Source organism: Xanthobacter sp. 126, from assembly GCF_000526175.1.
GTDB lineage: Bacteria > Pseudomonadota > Alphaproteobacteria > Rhizobiales > Xanthobacteraceae > Xanthobacter > Xanthobacter aminoxidans.
The window spans coordinates 5,237,162-5,254,672 of sequence record NZ_JAFO01000001.1; the positions used below are offsets into that span (position 1 = coordinate 5,237,162).

Annotated in this window: 21 protein-coding genes; 6 read left to right on the forward strand and 15 right to left on the reverse strand. The window is 68.9% G+C overall.

Annotation, left to right across the window (positions count from 1 at the left end; all coding sequences use genetic code 11):
• A complete protein-coding gene (locus XAN126_RS0124760; RefSeq protein WP_024281238.1) occupies positions 1–1,167 on the forward strand; it encodes an ABC transporter permease in 1,167 nt (388 codons plus the stop codon).
• A gap of 16 nt (positions 1,168–1,183) precedes the next feature.
• On the opposite strand, the gene XAN126_RS0124765 is transcribed toward XAN126_RS0124760, so the two are convergent.
• From XAN126_RS0124765 to XAN126_RS0124775, 3 genes are all read right to left on the reverse strand, one after another.
• A complete protein-coding gene (locus XAN126_RS0124765) occupies positions 1,184–1,630 on the reverse strand; it encodes an Rrf2 family transcriptional regulator (protein WP_024281239.1) in 447 nt (148 codons plus the stop codon).
• 75 nt (positions 1,631–1,705) lie between these two features.
• A complete protein-coding gene (locus tag XAN126_RS0124770; RefSeq protein ID WP_024281240.1) occupies positions 1,706–2,317 on the reverse strand; it encodes a septation protein A in 612 nt (203 codons plus the stop codon).
• A 110-nt stretch (positions 2,318–2,427) separates the two neighbouring features.
• Positions 2,428–3,099, reverse strand: a complete 672-nt coding sequence (locus tag XAN126_RS0124775) for a biosynthetic peptidoglycan transglycosylase (protein ID WP_029877718.1) — start codon at positions 3,097–3,099, stop codon at positions 2,428–2,430.
• Between the two features lie 128 nt (positions 3,100–3,227).
• Between XAN126_RS0124775 and XAN126_RS0124780 the strand changes: the two genes are divergently transcribed.
• Positions 3,228–4,154: a polyprenyl synthetase family protein gene (locus tag XAN126_RS0124780; RefSeq protein WP_024281242.1), complete on the forward strand. Its 927-nt coding sequence runs from the start codon at positions 3,228–3,230 to the stop codon at positions 4,152–4,154.
• A 65-nt stretch (positions 4,155–4,219) separates the two neighbouring features.
• Here XAN126_RS0124780 and XAN126_RS0124785 read toward each other — a convergent pair whose 3' ends face one another.
• The 7 genes from XAN126_RS0124785 to XAN126_RS0124815 all read right to left on the reverse strand — a co-directional run bounded on the left by XAN126_RS0124785 (position 4,220) and on the right by XAN126_RS0124815 (position 9,047).
• Positions 4,220–4,843, reverse strand: coding sequence for a 2,3-bisphosphoglycerate-dependent phosphoglycerate mutase (locus tag XAN126_RS0124785; protein WP_024281243.1), 624 nt, complete (start codon positions 4,841–4,843; stop codon positions 4,220–4,222).
• Between the two features lie 17 nt (positions 4,844–4,860).
• Positions 4,861–5,688: a 4-hydroxy-tetrahydrodipicolinate reductase gene (dapB, locus tag XAN126_RS0124790; protein WP_024281244.1), complete on the reverse strand. Its 828-nt coding sequence runs from the start codon at positions 5,686–5,688 to the stop codon at positions 4,861–4,863.
• A 26-nt stretch (positions 5,689–5,714) separates the two neighbouring features.
• Positions 5,715–6,356 carry a DUF1330 domain-containing protein gene (locus XAN126_RS29400; protein WP_024281245.1) on the reverse strand — a complete coding sequence of 214 codons (642 nt, stop codon included), beginning with the start codon at positions 6,354–6,356 and terminating at the stop codon, positions 5,715–5,717.
• A 13-nt stretch (positions 6,357–6,369) separates the two neighbouring features.
• Positions 6,370–7,092 (reverse strand): orotidine-5'-phosphate decarboxylase, encoded by a 723-nt coding sequence (gene pyrF, locus XAN126_RS0124800; RefSeq protein ID WP_029877719.1) that lies wholly within the window; start codon positions 7,090–7,092, stop codon positions 6,370–6,372.
• Complete coding sequence (locus XAN126_RS0124805) at positions 7,089–7,670, reverse strand: histidine phosphatase family protein (protein WP_024281247.1); 582 nt, start codon at positions 7,668–7,670, stop codon at positions 7,089–7,091. Before XAN126_RS0124805 ends, pyrF begins: the two co-directional genes overlap by 4 nt.
• A gap of 49 nt (positions 7,671–7,719) precedes the next feature.
• Complete coding sequence (locus tag XAN126_RS0124810) at positions 7,720–8,337, reverse strand: rRNA adenine N-6-methyltransferase family protein (RefSeq protein ID WP_024281248.1); 618 nt, start codon at positions 8,335–8,337, stop codon at positions 7,720–7,722.
• Positions 8,338–8,402: 65 nt separating this feature from the next.
• Positions 8,403–9,047: a TetR/AcrR family transcriptional regulator gene (locus XAN126_RS0124815; RefSeq protein ID WP_024281249.1), complete on the reverse strand. Its 645-nt coding sequence runs from the start codon at positions 9,045–9,047 to the stop codon at positions 8,403–8,405.
• Positions 9,048–9,100: 53 nt separating this feature from the next.
• Between XAN126_RS0124815 and XAN126_RS0124820 the strand changes: the two genes are divergently transcribed.
• A complete protein-coding gene (locus tag XAN126_RS0124820) occupies positions 9,101–10,105 on the forward strand; it encodes an NAD-dependent epimerase/dehydratase family protein (protein ID WP_245272335.1) in 1,005 nt (334 codons plus the stop codon).
• Positions 10,106–10,118: 13 nt separating this feature from the next.
• On the opposite strand, the gene dnaJ is transcribed toward XAN126_RS0124820, so the two are convergent.
• The 3 genes from dnaJ to dnaK form a co-directional block, all read right to left on the reverse strand.
• Positions 10,119–11,261 carry a molecular chaperone DnaJ gene (gene dnaJ, locus XAN126_RS0124825; protein ID WP_024281251.1) on the reverse strand — a complete coding sequence of 381 codons (1,143 nt, stop codon included), beginning with the start codon at positions 11,259–11,261 and terminating at the stop codon, positions 10,119–10,121.
• Positions 11,262–11,265: 4 nt separating this feature from the next.
• Complete coding sequence (locus XAN126_RS0124830; RefSeq protein ID WP_024281252.1) at positions 11,266–11,712, reverse strand: hypothetical protein; 447 nt, start codon at positions 11,710–11,712, stop codon at positions 11,266–11,268.
• Between the two features lie 76 nt (positions 11,713–11,788).
• On the reverse strand, positions 11,789–13,684 hold the full coding sequence (gene dnaK / locus XAN126_RS0124835) for a molecular chaperone DnaK (RefSeq protein ID WP_024281253.1): 1,896 nt from the start codon (positions 13,682–13,684) through the stop codon (positions 11,789–11,791).
• A gap of 219 nt (positions 13,685–13,903) precedes the next feature.
• On the opposite strand from dnaK, the gene pncA reads away from it, so the two are divergent.
• Positions 13,904–14,566 carry a bifunctional nicotinamidase/pyrazinamidase gene (gene pncA / locus XAN126_RS0124840; RefSeq protein WP_024281254.1) on the forward strand — a complete coding sequence of 221 codons (663 nt, stop codon included), beginning with the start codon at positions 13,904–13,906 and terminating at the stop codon, positions 14,564–14,566.
• 21 nt (positions 14,567–14,587) lie between these two features.
• Here pncA and XAN126_RS0124845 read toward each other — a convergent pair whose 3' ends face one another.
• Together XAN126_RS0124845 and XAN126_RS0124850 are read right to left on the reverse strand one after the other, a co-directional pair.
• The gene (locus XAN126_RS0124845) at positions 14,588–14,971 is read right to left on the reverse strand and encodes a VOC family protein (protein ID WP_024281255.1); all 384 of its coding nucleotides are present in this window, start codon (positions 14,969–14,971) and stop codon (positions 14,588–14,590) included.
• 78 nt (positions 14,972–15,049) lie between these two features.
• Positions 15,050–15,517 (reverse strand): hypothetical protein, encoded by a 468-nt coding sequence (locus XAN126_RS0124850; protein WP_155982401.1) that lies wholly within the window; start codon positions 15,515–15,517, stop codon positions 15,050–15,052.
• Between the two features lie 260 nt (positions 15,518–15,777).
• Here XAN126_RS0124850 and XAN126_RS0124855 point away from each other — a divergent pair, with 260 nt between their 5' ends.
• The gene (locus XAN126_RS0124855; protein ID WP_024281257.1) at positions 15,778–16,416 is read left to right on the forward strand and encodes an alpha-ketoglutarate-dependent dioxygenase AlkB; all 639 of its coding nucleotides are present in this window, start codon (positions 15,778–15,780) and stop codon (positions 16,414–16,416) included.
• A 111-nt stretch (positions 16,417–16,527) separates the two neighbouring features.
• Positions 16,528–17,478 carry a hypothetical protein gene (locus XAN126_RS0124860; protein ID WP_024281258.1) on the forward strand — a complete coding sequence of 317 codons (951 nt, stop codon included), beginning with the start codon at positions 16,528–16,530 and terminating at the stop codon, positions 17,476–17,478.
• Positions 17,479–17,511: the final 33 nt, after the last annotated feature.

Here is a 17,511-nt window from a genome sequence, read left to right on the forward strand (position 1 = left end):
ATGGCCGCGCCCGCCCCCTCCGCGAAAGCCCCCGCCCCCCGCCGGCTGCCGCTGGCCAACGTCCACTGGCTGGTGGGCAAGGAACTGCTCGGCCTGTGGCGCGACCGGGCGCTGTTGGTGCTGGTGGTCTATGCCTTCACCGTCGCCATCGTGCTGCAGGCCAACGGCATGAAGCACGATCTCAACCGCGCCGCCGTGGCGGTGGTGGACGAGGACAATTCCGCCCTCTCCAACGCCATTCTCGACGCGCTGCTGCCGCCCTCCTTCCAGCGCCCGGTGCCCATCGCCCCGCAGGACGTGGACCCGATGATGGACGCAGCGCGCTACACCTTCGTGCTGAATTTCCCGCCCAACTTCCAGGCGGACGTGCTGGCCGGACGCAGCCCCGAGGTGCAGCTGCTCATCGACGCCACGGCGCTGATGCAGGCCGGCCTCGGCGCCAACGACATCTCCGCCATCTTCCAGACCGAGGTGAACCGCTTCGTGCTGCGTCATTCGGAAGGGGTGGCGAGCCCGGTCAATCTCCAGATCCGCGCCGCGTTCAACCAGGGGCTGGAATCCTCCTGGTTCACCGGCACCATGGGCCTCATCACCAACATCACCATGCTCTCGGTGCTGCTCGCCGGCGCGGCGCTGATCCGCGAGCGCGAGCACGGCACGCTGGAGCATCTGCTCGTGCTGCCGGTGCGTCCCTCCGAGATCATGCTGGCGAAGGTGGTGGCGAACGGCGCGGTGATCCTCGTCGCCACTTTGGTCAGCCTCATCGCGGTGCTGAAGTGGGTGCTGGGCGTGTCCATCGCGGGCTCGATCCCGCTGTTTCTCGCCGGAGCGGCGCTCTATCTGTTCTTCACCGCGTCGCTGGGCATCTTCCTCGGCACGCTGGCCGGGTCCATGCCGCAGTTCGGGCTGCTGTTCTTCCTCGTGGTGCTGCCCATGAACATGCTGTCGGGCGGGTTCACGCCGCTGGAGAGCATGCCCGAATGGCTGCAGGTGGCCATGCAGGCCTCGCCCTCCACCCAGTTCGTGGCCTTCGCGCAGGCCATCCTCTACCGGGGCGCGGGGCTGGAAACGGTGTGGCCGCGCTTCGCCGCCACCTTCGGCATCGGCGCTTTGTTCTTCGCCGTGGCGCTGGCCCGCTTCCGCACCTTCCTCGCCGCGCAGCAGTGAGGAAGAGGGGAAAGGCTCAGATGTAGTCGACGAAGGAGGCGAGCTGCTCCTGGGAGAGGTCGCGCATCTGGGCGAGGGTGTAGGTGTCGAGCACCGTGCCGATGGCGTCGCGCACCCGCACCATGAGCAGGCGCACCTCGCAGGTGGCGATGTCGCAATCCTCGCACGGCTCGTAGGCGTTGCGGCTGGCGCAGGGGAAGGGCGCCAGCGGTCCGTCGAGGGCGCGGATCATCTCGCCGACGATGATGTCGTCCGGCGCCTTGGCGAGCCGGTAGCCGCCGAGCTTGCCCTTCTTGGACGAGAGGAAGCCGGCGTTGCGCAGCTCGCCGAGGATCACGTCGAGGAATTTCTTCGGGATATTGTTCGCCTCGGCGATATCAGCCACCTGCGTGGAGCCGCCGGGCGGCAGACGCGCCAGGTGCACCGCCGCCTTGAGACCGTATTTTCCCTTTTTCGTCAGCATGGAGCGCCCTCTTTCGGGCTTATGGGGACATCGCGCGTCGCCGTCAACGGCGGCCACGTGAAATTCGGGGCGGCGTCACTTGCCGCCGGAGCCGTCCTTCAGCTCGTAGCGGCTCATCAGCGGCGCCTGGGCGATGGCGAAGGCGAAGGTCAGCGGCAGATAGCCGAAGGTCTTGAAGGTGACCCAGGTGTCGGTCGAGACCGACCGCCACACGATCTCGTTCAGCACCGCCATGACCAGGAAGAAGATGCCCCAGCGGATGGTGAGCTTGCGCCAGCCCTCCTCGGTGAGCTTCACCATCCCGTCGAAGACGTAGGGCAGGAGCGGCTTCTTGAAATAGAGCCCGCCCAGCAGCAGCACGCCGAACAGGGCATTCACCATGGTCGGCTTCAGCTTGATGAAGTGATCGTCCTGCAGCCACAGCGTCAGGCCGCCGAACACCATGACCACCAGCGCCGACACCAGCGGCATCACCGCGATGCGGCGCGCCAGCACCCACATGGCGCCGAGCGCCAGCAGCGTCGCCACCATGAAGACGCCGGTCGCCACATAGATGCCGCCACGCCCGTTGGCGATGAAGAACAGCACCAGCGGGCCGATCTCCAGGCCGATCTTGAGCCACGGACTCATCTTGCGGGAGGCGGGCGAGGAGGCGGGCGCGGGCACTGGGGCTTGTGATTGGGTCATTCAGGCGGGCCGGCAGGAGAAAAGTACCGCCAATCCCGGCGGTTCAGCCGGAACGGCGCGACGTCCCCCATGTGGCGCGTGTTAGGCCAACAATCAAGCCGCGCGCGGGTTCAGCGCAGCGGACCGAGGCACGCGACCAGCTCCGGCCCCTCCTTCGGCACCCGCGCCTGCAACCGGGCGGCGAGGCGCTGGACGCCGGCGGTAGGGTTGCCGGCATCGCGCCGATGGGGATTGGGCAGCATCACCGCCAGCAGCGCCGCCTGCCGGGCATCCACCTGCGCCGCCGGAACGCCGAAGGCGCGCTCCGCCCCCGCCTGCACACCGAACTCCCCGTTCGGCCCCCATTCGGCGATGTTGAGATAGATCTCGATCAGCCGCCTTTTGCTCACCACCAGATCGAGCCAGATGGCGAGCGGCATCTCGATGGCCTTGCGGATGAGGGCCCGCCCCGGCCAGAGGAACAGGTTCTTGGCGATCTGCATGGGGATGGTGGAGGCGCCGCGCGTGTCCTCCAGATCGTCGGCCTTCTCGATGGCCTCCCGCAGCTCGGCGATGTCGATGCCGATGTTGTGGCAGAAGCTGGCATCCTCCGAGGCGATGACGGTGCGCACCAGTGCCGGCGACATCTTCTCGATGGGCGTCCACACGCGCTCCACCCGCTCGCCCGTGATCCAGCGGCCGATCATCAGCGTCGAGACCGGATTGACCACGTTGTAGAGGACGGCGAGCAGCAGCGGGATTACGGCGAGGACGACCACCACCCGAAGCACCAGACGGATCATCCTCAGCCCTCCCCACCGCCATGCGGCTTGACCTTGCCCCCTGGTTGGGGCACCCGGTGGCCCCCGTCAACGGTGCGCCCCGCTTGGGCGTTCCCACCTTGCCCTTCTCAGCCACGCTAGGCCAAACGGTGACCTCTTCCCTCAAGGATCGGCTCGACGCCGCCGCCGCCATCACCGAAACCCGGCTCGCCGCCGCGCTCGGCGATGCGGCGCTGCCCGGCGAACGGCTGCGGCCGGAGCGCCTGATGGGCGCCATGCGCCACGGCGCGCTGGGCGGCGGCAAGCGGCTGCGGCCCTTCCTGGTGATCGAGGGGGCGGCCCTGTTCGGCCTCACGGCGGAAGCCGCCGTCACCGCCGCCACCGCCATCGAGTGCGCGCACTGCTATTCCCTCGTCCATGACGACCTGCCGGCCATGGACGACGACGATCTGCGCCGCGGCCGCCCCACCGTCCACAAGGCCTATGACGAGGCGACCGCCATCCTCGCCGGCGACGGGCTGCTGACGCTCGCCTTCGACCTGCTGGCGGGCGAGGACGCCCATCCCGATCCGGCGGTGCGCATTGCGCTGGTGCGCGCGCTGGCGCGGGCGGCGGGCATCGGCGGCATGGTGGGCGGGCAGATGCTGGACCTCGCCGCCGAAGGGCGCTTTTCCGGCGGCACGCCCCTCGCCCACGGCGAGGACGCCATCCGCGACCTGCAGGCCATGAAGACCGGCGCCCTGCTCGCCGTCTCGGCCGAGGCGGGCGCGCTCCTCGGCGGCGCGGACGCGGGCCAGCGCGCGGCGCTCCTCGCCTATGGGCGGGCGCTGGGCGCGGCGTTCCAGATCGCCGACGACATCCTCGACGTGGAAGGCACGGCGGAAGAGGTGGGCAAGAAGGTGGGCAAGGATGCCGCCGCCGGCAAGGCGACGCTGGTCTCCCGCCTCGGCCTGCCCGAGGCGCGCCGGCTGCTGGACCGTCTCGTGGCGGAAGCGGCGGACGCCCTTGCCCCGTTCGGCGCGCACGGCGAGATCCTCGCCGAGGCCGCACGGTTCGTGGCCGCACGGCGCAGCTGAGCGCATTTTAGAGGGGAGCGGCCGGCGAACCGGCCGCCTCCAAAGGCGTCCTCAGAGGGCCATCCTCAGATCGCGAGGTCGCGCCTGTCCTCGACGGTGGAATCGGCGCGCATCCGGTAGACCATCGGCACGCCGGTGAGCACCTCGCGCTTCATGATGCCTTCGGGAGACAGCTTCTCCAGCACCATGATGAGGGCGCGCAGCGAATTGCCGTGGGCGGTCACGATCGTGGTCTCGCCCCGCAGCACGCGCGGTAGGATCTCCTGATTGTAATAGGGCAGCGTGCGGGCCACCGTATCGCGCAGGCTCTCGCCGCCGGGCGGGGGGATGTCGTAAGAGCGGCGCCACACATGCACCTGCTCCTCGCCCCACTTGGCGCGGGCGTCATCCTTGTTGAGGCCGGAGAGGTCGCCGTAGTCCCGCTCGTTCAGCGCCTGGCTGGCCAGCGTCTCCACGCCCTCCTGACCCATCTCGCCGAGCACCAGCGACAGGGTGCGCTGGGCGCGGGAGAGGAGCGAGGTGAACGCCACGTCGAACTTCAGGCCTTCGGCCTTCAGGAGCGCGCCCGCGCGCTTTGCCTCCGCGACGCCCTGCTCGGTGAGGTCGGGGTCACGCCAGCCGGTGAAAAGGTTCTTCAGGTTCCACTCGCTCTGCCCGTGACGGACGAGGACGAGGATGCGATCCGACATGAAAAGTCTCCAGACACTCAGAAATCGGCGAGGCCGAGCACGTCGGCCATGGAATAGAGCCCCGGCTCCCGCTTGGTCTCTCCGCATTTCGTCCAACGGGCGGCGACAAGCGCGCCGTTGGCGAAGAGCGTGCGGTCCTCGGCCTTGTGAACCAGTTCGATGCGCTCGGCGGCGCCGGCGAAGATCACCATGTGCTCGCCCACCACGGAGCCGCCGCGCAGGCTGGCAAAGCCGATATTGCCCTTCACCCGCGGGCCGGTGATGCCGTCGCGGCCGCGCTCGGAGCAGTCATCGAGCCTGCGGTTGCGGCCCGCCGCCGCCGCCTCGCCCAGCAGCAGCGCGGTTCCCGAAGGGGCATCCACCTTCCGGTTGTGATGCATCTCCACGATCTCGATGTCGAAGTCGTCGCCCAGCGTCGCCGCCACCCGGCGGGTCAAAGCGGCGAGCAGGTTCACCCCGAGGCTCATGTTGCCGGACTTGACGATGACCGTGCGCAGCGCCGCATCGGCGATGGCGGCATTGTCCTCGTTGGAGAGGCCGGTGGTGCCGATGACATGGGCGATCCCGGCCTCGGCGAGGCGGCCGGCGAGGCGCACCGTGGCGGCGGGGGTGGAGAAGTCGATCACCACGTCGGCGCCGTTCAGCGACGGAGCGACGTCGCTTTCCACGGTGACGCCGTTCGGAGCCGCGCCCGCCATCAGGCCCGCATCCTCGCCGAGATGGGGGGAGCCGGCATATTCCAGGGCACCCACGAGCTTCAGCCCCTCGGTCTCGGCGATGGCGCGGATGAGGGTGCGGCCCATGCGGCCGCCGGCCCCGGCGATGACGATGCGCAGATCGGTCACGGGTGTGTCCTTAAGATGGGCCGCGCTCAGGCGGGCGGCAGCTCGCGCCCGGTATAGCCGGAGATGATGAGGAAGTCGGCCACCGACGCCTCCTGCCGGATCGCTCGCGCCTTCTGGTAGGCGGGAGAGAAATAGCACGCGCGCGCCGTCGCCACGTCCTTGAACGCGGTGACGACATACCGTGAACGGCCATGGCCTTCCAGAAGATGATTGCGCCCCCCGCGCACCAGGAACCACGCACCGTATTCGGTGAAGGCCTCGGCAGCGGTAGCGGCATAGTCCTTGTACCGATCGGGATCGGTCACATCGACCTTGACCATCCAGTAGCCGCGCGGGTTGTCGGCCGTGCCCTCCGGCGGCTCCGGCGAGGGCTGCGGGCCGTCGAAGCCCTCCACCGCGGCGAGGTCGGCGATGGCGGTGGCCCGGCGCAGGTCGCGCACATGCTGGTAGTCGGGCGCGTCGTAGAGGGTCAGCGCGTCTTCGTAGGAAGGCATCTCCACCAGCACGTTGCGATGGCGCTTGATGCCTTCGAGCTGCTCGAAATCGCCGCCGCGGATCACGAACCGGAAGCCGTGCGACCGGGCGTAGGCGAGGTTCGCCTCCCGGTAGGTGATGTAGTCCACCGGATTGACCACATCGAGATTGAGGAACCAGTAGCCCTTTGCCATCGCTCCGCCCCCGTCACGCACCCTGAAGTTCGGCAAGGATTGCCTGTGCCGCCGCGACCGGGTCCTCGGCCGCCGTCACCGGACGGCCCACCACGATACGGTCGGCGCCCGCCGCCAGCGCCTCGGCCGGCGTGGCGATGCGCTTCTGGTCGCCCACCGCCGCCCCCTTCGGCCGCACGCCCGGCGTCACCACCCGGCGGTCGGGGCCGAGGATGGCGCGCACCATGGCGGCATCGGTGGGGGCGCAGATGACGCCGGCGATGCCGGCATCCCGCGCCTGCCCGGCGCGCAGGCGCACCGTCTCGGTGACGCCGCCAACGACGCCGGTGGCGGCGAGGTCGGCATCGTCATAGGAGGTGAGCACGGTGACGCCCAGCACCTCCAGCTTGCTCCCGGCGGCGCCGCGCGCGGCGGCGGCCATGGTCATGGGGTAGGCGTGCACGGTGAGGATGTCGAAGCCCCGTTCAGCTGCGGCGGCAGTGGCCCGCTCCACCGTATTGCCGATGTCGTGCAACTTGAGGTCGAGGAACACCTTCTTGCCGGCGGCGATGAGGTCGGCGGCAAGGTCGATGCCCCCCGAAACCGCCAGCTCCAGCCCGACCTTGTAGAAGCTCACCACGTCGCCGAGCCGGGCGACCGCGGCCTCGGCCGCGGCGACGGAGGGATAGTCGAGGGCGACGATGAGCTTGTCGCGGACATCCGCGCGGATCGGGGTGCCCTGAACAACCTGCGTCATGCCGTCTCCTCCATTGCGCGCCAGCGGTCCGGCTGCCGCGCGGGACCCGCGCGGAACCAGCAGCCGCCCCCGACCGGTGGCTGGTCGTGGGCGCGGGAGATGGGGTAGCCCGCCAGGTGGCACAGAAGCAAGGTGCCGACACCACCATGGCCGACGAAGAGGAGGCGCTGTCCCGCCCCGCCGAAGGCCGCAAGCGCCGCTTCCACCGCCGCGACGATGCGCGCCTGCGCCTCCACCGCCCGCTCCCAGCCGCGCACGCTCTCGGTGGGGCGGGCGAAGAAGGCGTCGGCCATCTGCTGGAATTCGGCTTCGGGCAGGTAGCCGGTGGCGGAGCGGTCGTTCTCCTCCATCCCGTCGCGGATGACGACCGGAAACCGGAGGGGCGTGGCAATGAGCGCCGCCGTCTCCTTCGCCTTCTCCTCGGTGGAGGAGATGACATGGCTGATGCCGGAGAGATCGAAGCGCGCGGCAAAGGCCAGCGTGCGCGCCCGCCCGACGGCGGACAGGCCCCAGCGCGGCACGGGGATGGCCGGGTCCACCTGGACCTGAGGATGGGTCAGATAGAGGAAATCCGTCACGGGCGGCACCGGCGGCGTAAGGCCGGCGCCGGACCGGCCGGGAAGAGGATCAGGGCCGGCGATAGGCCCAGACGCGGGCCGGGGGAATGTTGCGCCACACCCGCGGCGAACGCTCGCCCTCGATGGCGCCCGGCAGCAGCGGCACGGGCGAGACCACCGCATAGGTGAACTGCACGAAAGGCATACCGGAATGGGAGAGGTCGAACGCCTCATTGACCATCCGGTGGCGCTCGCTCTCCGGCATGGTGAACAGCGGCAGCGACGAAATGGTGCCCACCGCCTTGCCGGGCAGGCGATCCTTCAGCGTCTTGCCGAGCTGGTAGGCATCGCCGTTGATGACGGTGACGCCGGGATAGCGCAGGCGCAGCAGGGCGCAGAATTCGGGATTGTACTCGATCAGGAACAGGCGCTCGGGGGCGAAGCCCCGCTGGATCAGCGCCTTGGTGACCGGGCCGGTGCCGGGTCCAAGCTCGATGACCGGGCCGTCCATCTTGGGATCGAGGTAGCTCGCCATCATCTTGGCGAGCGCCGGGCTCGAAGGCGCGACCGCGCCGGTCTTGAGTGGATTCTGGAACCACGACTGCAGGAAACGCACCTCGTCCTTGAGGTTCGGCTTCTGGAGCAGGGGCTTCTGGAGCGGCCTGCGGTGGTCGTGGGACTGGAGCATCAACTGCACCTCGGGGCGCCCGAGCGGGTCGGATATCAGGCGCTTAGACGGGAAAGGGGGCCGGGTCAAGGTTCGCGGTTCGGGCGCAGGGCCCCGTGAAGCAGGTTGTCGAGGGCTGTCGCGAGGAGATCCTCCTCGGAAGCAACGAGAAAGGCGGAGCAGGTGAGCTTCAGGCTGACCATGCCATGCAGGACGATCCAGAAGGTCAGCGCGAGGCTCTCGATGTCGAGCCCGTCCCGCAGCCGCCCGGCGGTCGCGAGATCCTGGAACACGCCGCCGATGAGCGCGAATGCCGCCGCCCCGGCCGCATCCTTCCCCCCCAGCGCGGTGGCTGCGAAGCCCGGCTCCATGAAGATCAGCCGGTAGGTCTCGGGCTCGACGCGCCCGAACGCCGCATAGGCGAGCCCCAGGGCCTTGAGCCGCTGGAGCGGGTCCACGGTCTTGCCCGCCTCGGCCAGGGCGTCGAGCAGGGCGCGCATGCCGGCCTCACCGAGTTCGCGGGCGATGGCCTCGCGATTCTCGAAATGGAGATAGAGCGCCGCGGCCGAATAGCCGGCGGCCTCGGCGATGCGGCGCATGGTGAGCGCTTCGAACCCCTGGTCGAGAACGATCCGGCGTGCCTCGGCGAGGATGCGAGCGCGGGCGTCTTCCTTCCGGCGGGCGCGCGGCGAACCACCGGAGGGCGGAGGCGAGGACTTCACTTCGGACACGACGGCTCCCTGCCGCTTGACATGAACGATGTTCAGATTATGAACGATGTTTAGTGAACATTGTTCAGGGCCCCACCATAATGACCATCCCCGCTCCCCTGCAAGCCGTGGACGCGCCCCGAATCGCCCTCGTCGGAGCAACCGGCGCCATCGGCGGCAGCATCGCCCAGGCCCTGAACACGGCCGACACGCCGTTCGCCGTAATCGGGCGCTCCGCCGCCGGCCTCTCTGCCGCGTTCCAAGGGCACCCCCTCGCCAGCCCGCGCGTCTGGAACCCGGAGGACATGGCCAGCCTGCGGGCCGCCGTGCGCGGGATGGATACGCTCGTCCACATGGTGGGCGTGCCCTATGACGCCTTCCACCTCCACCCCCGTCTCATGCGGTCCGTGGTCGAGGCGGCCGAGGCGGAAGGGGTGCGGCGGGTGCTGCTCATCGGCACCGCCTATCCCTTCGGCCGGCCGCAAGCGGCGCGCGTGGACGAGAGCCATCCACGCATGCCGCACACCTTCAAGGGGCGGATGCGCAAGGAGCAGGAGGACATCCTGATGGAGGCCGACGCGCGCGGCGCGCTGCGGGGACTGGTCCTGCGCCTGCCCGATTTCTACGGCCCCGGCGTGGAGCGCAGTTTTCTCGCCGACATTTTCGCCGCCGCCGCGGCGGGGCGCCGGGCCAAGGTGGTGGGGCCCATCGACACCCCGCACGAATTCGTCTTCGTGCCGGACGTGGGGCCGGTGGTGCGGGCCCTGCTCAGCCGGGAAGAGGTTTTCGGCCGCAGCTACAATCTCGGGGGCGCGGGCACCATCACGGTGGGGGAGGTGGCCCGGCAGGCCTTCGCCCTCGCCGGCCGCACGCCGAAGCTGATGGTCGCGGGCAAGACCATGCTGCGCCTCGCCGGCCTGTTCGATCCGGTCATGCGCGAGCTGGTGGAGATGCACTATCTGATGACCACGCCGGTCATCTTCGACGGCAGCGCCCTCGAACGGGCCATCGGCCCCGTCGCGAAGACGTCCTACGCGGAAGGCTGCGCCCGATGCATGGCAGCGGCGCGCGCCGGCTGACCGCCGGCGGGGATCAGGCCCCCTCGCCGGCCGCGCCCTGGAAGAACTCCTTCACCTTGGCGAAGAAGCCGGCGGATTCGGGATGGGTCTCGCCGGAGCTTTCCTTGTCGAATTCGGCGAGGAGCTCCCTCTGACGCTTGGTCAGCTTCTGCGGCGTCTCCACCACCACCTGCACATACATGTCGCCGGCGGAACGCGAGCGCAGGATGGGCATGCCCTTGCCGGAGAGGCGGAAGCGCTTCTGCGACTGGGTGCCCTCCGGAATCTTCACCTTGGTCTTGTCGCCGTCGATGGTCGGCACCTCGACCGCGCCGCCGAGCGCCGCCGTGACCATGGAGATGGGCACGCGACAATAAAGGTCCGCTCCCTCCCGCTGGAAGAAGGCGTGCGGCTCGATGGACAGGAAGATGTAGAGGTCGCCCGCCGGCCCGCCGCGCACGCCGGCCTCGCCCTCGCCGCCGAGGCGGATGCGGGTGCCGTCCTCGACGCCGGGCGGGATCTGCACCGAGAGGGTACGCTCGCGCGTCACGCGCCCCGCACCGGCGCAGGCGCCGCACGGGTCCTCGATGACGCTGCCGCGGCCCTGGCAGGTGGGGCAGGTGCGCTCCAGGGTGAAGAAGCCCTGCGCATGGCGGATCTTGCCGGCGCCGCCGCAGGTGCGGCAGGCCTTCGGCTGGGTGCCGGGCTTGGCGCCGGTGCCGTTGCAGGCCTCGCAGGCGACGGAGGTTGGGATCTTGATCTGCGCCGTCTTGCCGACGAACGCTTCCTCAAGGGTGATCTCCATGTTGTAGCGCAGGTCCGAGCCGCGCCCGCGCTGCTGGCCGCCACCACCGCCGCGCCCGCGGCCCATGGTGCCGCCGAAGAGATCGTCGAAGATGTCGGCGAAGGAGGAGGCGAAATCGTTGCCGAAGCCGGGGCCGCCGCCGCCGTTCTCGAACGCGGCATGGCCGAAGCGGTCATAGGCGGCGCGCTTCTGGGGGTCCTTCAAGACCTCGTAGGCCTCGTTGACCTCCTTGAACATCACCTCGGCTTCCGCATCGCCCTGGTTGCGATCGGGATGCCACTTCATGGCGAGCTTGCGGTAGGAGGCCTTCAGCACCGTCTCGTCGGCGCCGCGATCGCAGCCGAGGGTTTCGTAATAGTCGCGCTTGGCCATGGCCTCAGAAGACCTCACTCAATTTCTCCGGCAGCGTCCGATCGATGATCGTCACTCCGGGCTGCTTTTCGCATTGCGCCATGCTTCGCCGATAATTCATCCAGGCGCCATTGGCCATACTTGTCGGCGACGTGCGCTTGTCCAAATGCTCATGGGCGAGGAGGGCAACCGCGGCCAAAGACGCAATCAACCCTGTACAAGAGATGCCGCCCTCGTCCACCACCTTGCCGTGCAGCACATCGAACTCGTCGAGCAGCGCGAGATGAAGTGTCATGAGGCGGCGAGGCTTGTTGGTCTTGATCGCGTCGAGGAGCACCATTTCCGCGGTGATCGCCCGGTCGTAATGATATTGGGCGGTCAGGCGCCTTGGCTGGTCCGCACCTGCCGATGAAACGATAAAGGCGCCCGCTGCGGCGCCTATCAAGACCGTTGCCGCACGCTTCATCGTCATACCGCGATCCGATGCCTGCCCCGGTTCGCGCCGGGGCAGGCATCTTTCTGGACTCTCGTCCGTTTGGGCGAAGGGATCAGGCCGACTTCTTCTTGTCGTCGTCGACCTCGGTGAACTCGGCGTCCACCACGTCGTCCGCCGGCTTGGCGCCCGCCTCGGCACCCGGCTGCTGGGCCGCGTACATGGCCTCGCCGAGCTTGAGGGAGGCCTGGGCCAGGGTGTTGGTCTTGGCGGTGATGGCCTCCACGTCGTCGCCTTCCAGCGAAGACTTGAGGTCGTTCAAAGCCGCCTCGATGGCACCCTTCTCCGCCGCGCCGACCTTGTCGCCATGCTCGGCGACGGCCTTCTCGGTGGAGTGGACGAGGGCTTCCGCGTGGTTCTTGGCTTCCACCAGGGCCCGACGCTTCTTGTCCTCGGCCGCGTGGGCCTCGGCGTCCTTCACCATCTTCTCGATGTCGGCGTCATTCAGGCCGCCCGAGGCCTGGATGCGGATCTGCTGCTCCTTGCCGGTGCCCTTGTCCTTGGCGGAGACCTGCACGATGCCGTTGGCGTCGATGTCGAAGGTCACCTCCACCTGCGGCACGCCGCGGGGCGCCGGGGGAATGCCCATGAGGTCGAACTGGCCGAGGATCTTGTTGTCCGCCGCCATTTCGCGCTCACCCTGGAACACGCGGATCGTCACCGCGGTCTGGCCATCCTCAGCCGTGGAGAACACCTGGCTCTTCTTGGTGGGGATGGTGGTGTTGCGGTCGATGAGGCGGGTGAAGACACCGCCCAGCGTCTCGATGCCCAGCGACAGCGGGGTCACGTCGAGCAGCAGCACGTCCTTCACGTCGCCCTGGAGCACGCCCGCCTGGATGGCGGCGCCGATGGCGACCACCTCGTCCGGGTTGACGCCCTTGTGGGGCTCCTTGCCGAAGAACTGCTTCACCACTTCCTGCACCTTGGGCATGCGGGTCATGCCGCCGACGAGGACGACCTCGTCGATCTGCCCGGCGGTGAGGCCGGCATCCTTCAGCGCGAGCCGGCAGGGCTCGACAGTCCGCTGGATGAGGTCGTCCACCAGCGCCTCGAACTTGGCGCGGGTGAGCTTCATGGTGAGATGCTTCGGGCCGGTCGCATCCGCCGTGATGAAGGGCAGGTTGATCTCGGTCTGGGTCGCGGACGACAGCTCGATCTTGGCCTTCTCGGCGGCTTCCTTCAGCCGCTGGAGGGCGAGCTTGTCGTTGCGCAGGTCGATGCCCTGCTCCTTCTTGAACTCATCGGCGAGGTAGCCGACGAGGCGCATGTCGAAGTCCTCGCCACCGAGGAAGGTGTCGCCGTTGGTGGACTTCACCTCGAACACGCCGTCGCCGATCTCCAGCACCGACACGTCGAAGGTGCCGCCGCCGAGGTCATAGACCGCGATGGTGCCGGCCGACTTCTTGTCGAGGCCGTAGGCCAGAGCGGCCGCGGTGGGCTCGTTGATGATGCGCAGCACCTCAAGGCCGGCGATGCGGCCCGCGTCCTTGGTGGCCTGACGCTGGGCGTCGTTGAAGTAAGCGGGGACGGTGATGACCGCCTTCTCCACCTTCTCGCCCAGGAACGACTCGGCCGTCTCCTTCATCTTCTGCAGGATGAAGGCGGAGATCTGCGAGGGGGAATACTTCTTGCCGTCGGCTTCCACCCAGGCGTCGCCGTTGTCGGCGCGCACGATCTGGTACGGCACAAGGTTCTTGTCCTTGGCGACGGTCGGGTCGTCATAGCGGCGGCCGATGAGGCGCTTCACCGCGAAGAAGGTGCGCTCGGGATTGGTGACGCTCTGCCGCTTGGCAGGCTGACCGACGAGACGCTCGCCGTCCTCCGTGAAGGCGACGATGGAGGGCGTGGTGCGCGCGCCCTCGGCGTTCTCGATGACTTTCGGGGTGGACCCCTCCATCACCGCGACGCAGGAATTGGTGGTGCCGAGGTCGATACCGATGATCTTGGCCATATGATTCTCCTTGCCGGCAGGCCGACCGGGCCCTTGCGGCACCCGAGGTGGAGGGCCGCGAGCCCCTCTCGCGACCGATCCGCCGGCCCCCTGAAACTTTAGAATTGGGGTTCGCCGCGAAAACGGCGATCGAGGCGCATATAGGGGGGGTGATTTGGCCCCGCAAGGCATGGTAGCAGGCGCCACGCTCCATTTTTCACAGCCGCGCGAGGAAAACGGATGGCCCCCTTCAAGCCAACCGCCGGGCCCGGTCCCGGAGCCGATCCGCGCACGGCCCTCATCCTCGTCGATCTGCAGGTGGACTTCCTGCCCGGCGGCGCCCTTGCGGTCCCCGGCGGCCATGGTGTCGTGCCCCTCGCCAACCGGCTCGCCGCAGGCTTCCGCAACGTCGTCCTGACGCAGGACTGGCACCCGCAGGGGCACATTTCCTTCGCCTCGACCCATCCCGGCCGAGCGATCTACGACATGATCGATCTGCCTTACGGCCCGCAGATCCTATGGCCGGACCATTGCCTGCAAGGCACGCCCGGCGCCGCCTTCGCGCCGGGTCTGGACGTGCCCCACGCGCAACTGGTGGTCCGCAAGGGCCACCACAAGGCCATCGACAGCTATTCCACCTTCTACGAGGCCGACCGCACCACGCCCACCGGCCTTGCCGGATACCTCCGGGAGCGGGGGATCGATACCGTCTATCTCGCCGGCCTCGCCCTCGATTTCTGCGTGTCGTGGTCGGCGGTGGATGCCGCGCGGCACGGATTTACCACCTACGTGATCGAGGACGCCTGCCGGCCCATCGACGTGGACGGCTCGCTCGCGGCCGCCCTGGCCGACATGGACAGGGTCGCGGTCCGCCGGCTGGCAGCGGCGGACCTTCTCGCCTGATCTGAGGACCGCGACGGCGGATTATCCCTGGTCGGCGGCGGTCATCATGCCGAAGGGGGCGCCGGTGGCGTCGCAGACGATGGCGATGCGGCCGACGCCGGGAATGTCGAAAGGCTCACGGATTACCTGCCCGCCAGCCGCTTTCAGCAGGTCCACGCGCGCGCCCACATCGTCCACATTGATGTAGCTGAACCAGTGGGGCGGCACCTGCGGCGGCAGGATCTCGGTCTTGTCCATCATCCCGGCCACCGGCTCGCCGCCGAGGGTCGCGACGTAATAAGCGTGGCCGCCGTCCATGGGCATCTCGCTGAAGGTCCAGCCCAGCGTCGCGGCATAGAAGGCCTGCGCCTTCTCCACGTCGTCAGTCATCAGCTCGTTCCAGTAGAATTTCCCGTGCGGGCCCATCGGCGCCTCCCTCGAACCGGCCGGATGGCCGGCGGCACTATGCCCGAGGCACGGCGCCGCCGCCACGCAGGGCGAGACCTACTCCACGATCAGGATGATCCGCCGCGAGCGCGGCTCCACCACCGCCGCCTCATTGCCGGGCAGGGTGACGTAGCGGTATTGGGAGAGGCCGGCGCCCGGCGTGTATCCGGCCTCGTCCAGCGTCTGGTAGCCCTCGTCGTCGAAGTCCGCGCCGTCGCCCGGCTGGCCATAGTCCTCCTGTGCCACGGCCTGCCCATAGCGGCCATAGGGCTCCCGGGCGGCACCGAAGCGGCGCAGGTCCACGTCGGGCGGCACCACCGCGCCCACCTCGGCGACGAAGCCGCCGGAAATGTACGCCGGCGGAACCGGGTGGCGGACCACATAGGTCTGGATGTAGCGCCGCTGCACCGGCGTAAACGTCACATAGCCGCCGGGCACCCCCACCGTGGTCTGGGCGGCGGCGGGGGAGACGCCCCCGGCGACCACCAGAGGGAGGAAGGCGACCGCGACCAGACCGGACAGCATCACCGGACGCGCCCGGCCTCGAGAAAAAAGACCATTCGACAGGAGATGATTGCGCATGACGACAACTCCTCTTCCCGACCCCAGCACCGGAAAGGCATCGTCCGCGGGGATTCTGTCGGCATATGGCCGAAACCTGAGATGAAATATATAGTTACCACCTTGTTAAAACCGGCGTCGGGACAAGGGAAAGCCACCATGCCGCTGCCGCCTCTTCTTCAATCTGCCAAGATCACGTGCGCAAAGATCACGGCGTCCGGGCGATGACGGAATCTGCGGCAGCGCCGGCTCCCCTCGAACTCCAGCCCGGTGCCCTCTGGTTCCGCGAGGCGCTGGACCGGGACGCGCAGGCGGCGCTGCTCGCCGACATCCGCGCGGTGCTCGAAGAAGCGCCCCTCTTCATCCCCACCATGCCCCGCTCCGGCCAGCCGTTTTCCGTGCGCATGAGCAATTGCGGGCCGCTCGGCTGGGTGTCGGATGCCGCGGGCTACCGCTACCAGAACTTCCACCCGGACACGCGCCGCCCCTGGCCGGCCATGCCGCCGCGACTGATGGAGCTGTGGGAGCGCCTCGCCGGCGGATCGGCGCCGCCCGAGGCGTGCCTCATCAATTATTACGCCCCGGACGCCCGCATGAGCCTGCACCAGGACCGCGACGAGGCCGACTTCACCGCGCCGGTGCTGTCGGTGTCGCTGGGCGATACCGCCGTCTTCCGTGTGGGCGGCGAAACGCGGCGGGGGCCGACGCGCTCCATCCACCTCTCGTCTGGCGATGTCTTCCTGCTGTCCGGGCCGAGCCGCCTCGCCTTCCATGGCATCGACCGCCTGCTGCCCGGCACCTCCCGGCTGGTCGAGGAGGGCGGGCGATTCAATCTCACGCTGCGACGCGTCACCGCCGCGTGATCGGCCACTTTTCCGCCACGTCATTCACAGAAAAGCCGGATTGCCGCCGGACACAGGCAGACCGGCCCGCAGGCGAAGGCCCGCTTTGGCCGGGTTCCGCCGGAGCCCTCGATGCGCCTCGCCTTCACGTCCGCCTTCCTCTCCGCCGCCTTCGCCGTCCTCTTCGCCTTATCGCTGGCCGCCCCGGCCGGTGCGACGGAGGTGATGTATCCGCGCGGCTCGGCCCTTGGCCTCGTGCCGCCGCCCGGCATGGTGGAGAGCAACCAGTTCGCCGGCTTCGAGGACGACGCGACGAAGTCCTCGATCCTGGTGGTGGACATGCCGGCCGATGCCTATGACCAGCTCCTGCCGGGCTTCAGCGCACAGGCCCTGAACACGCGGGGCGTGACCCTGGAAGACCGCGAGGACTTCCCCCTGAAGGACGCGAAGGCGGTCCTGTTCATCGGCCGCCAGACGGCCGGGCCGGTCACGGTGCGCAAATGGGTGCTGCTGGTGGGCAGCGACAAGGGCACGGGCATCGTCACCGTGCAGGTGCCCGAGGCGGGCGCGTCCAGCTATCCCGACAAGGTGGTGCGCCAGGCGCTGTCCACCATCACATTCCGCAGCGTCGCCGATCAGGCAACCTCCCTGCCCTTCGCCGTCACCAACCTCGCCGGCTTCCGCCCGGTGCGGGCGCTGGGCGGCACCACCCTGCTCCTGACCGACGGACCGAAGGATGCGCTGGACGGCCCCGACCAGCCGGTGTTCGTCGTCTCCATCGCCGGCGGCGCGCCGCGCGACGACGAGCGCCGCCAGTTTGCCCTGCGCGCCCTTTCCACCATTCCCGGCGTGAAGGACCTCAAGCTCGACCGCGCGGAGCCCCAGCGCATCAACGGACAGGCCGGCTTCGAGGTGATGGCCACCGGCACCGACGCCCGCACCGGCGTGCCCATCAAGGTGGTGCAGTGGATCCGCTTCGGACCCACCGCCTACATCCGCATGGTGGGCGTGACCAAGCTCGACGCCTTCCCCGACGTCTACGACCGCCTGCGGGCGCTGCGGGACGGCGTAGAGTCCCGCTAGGCGCGCATTGCGCCGGTACCACCCGCGGGATTA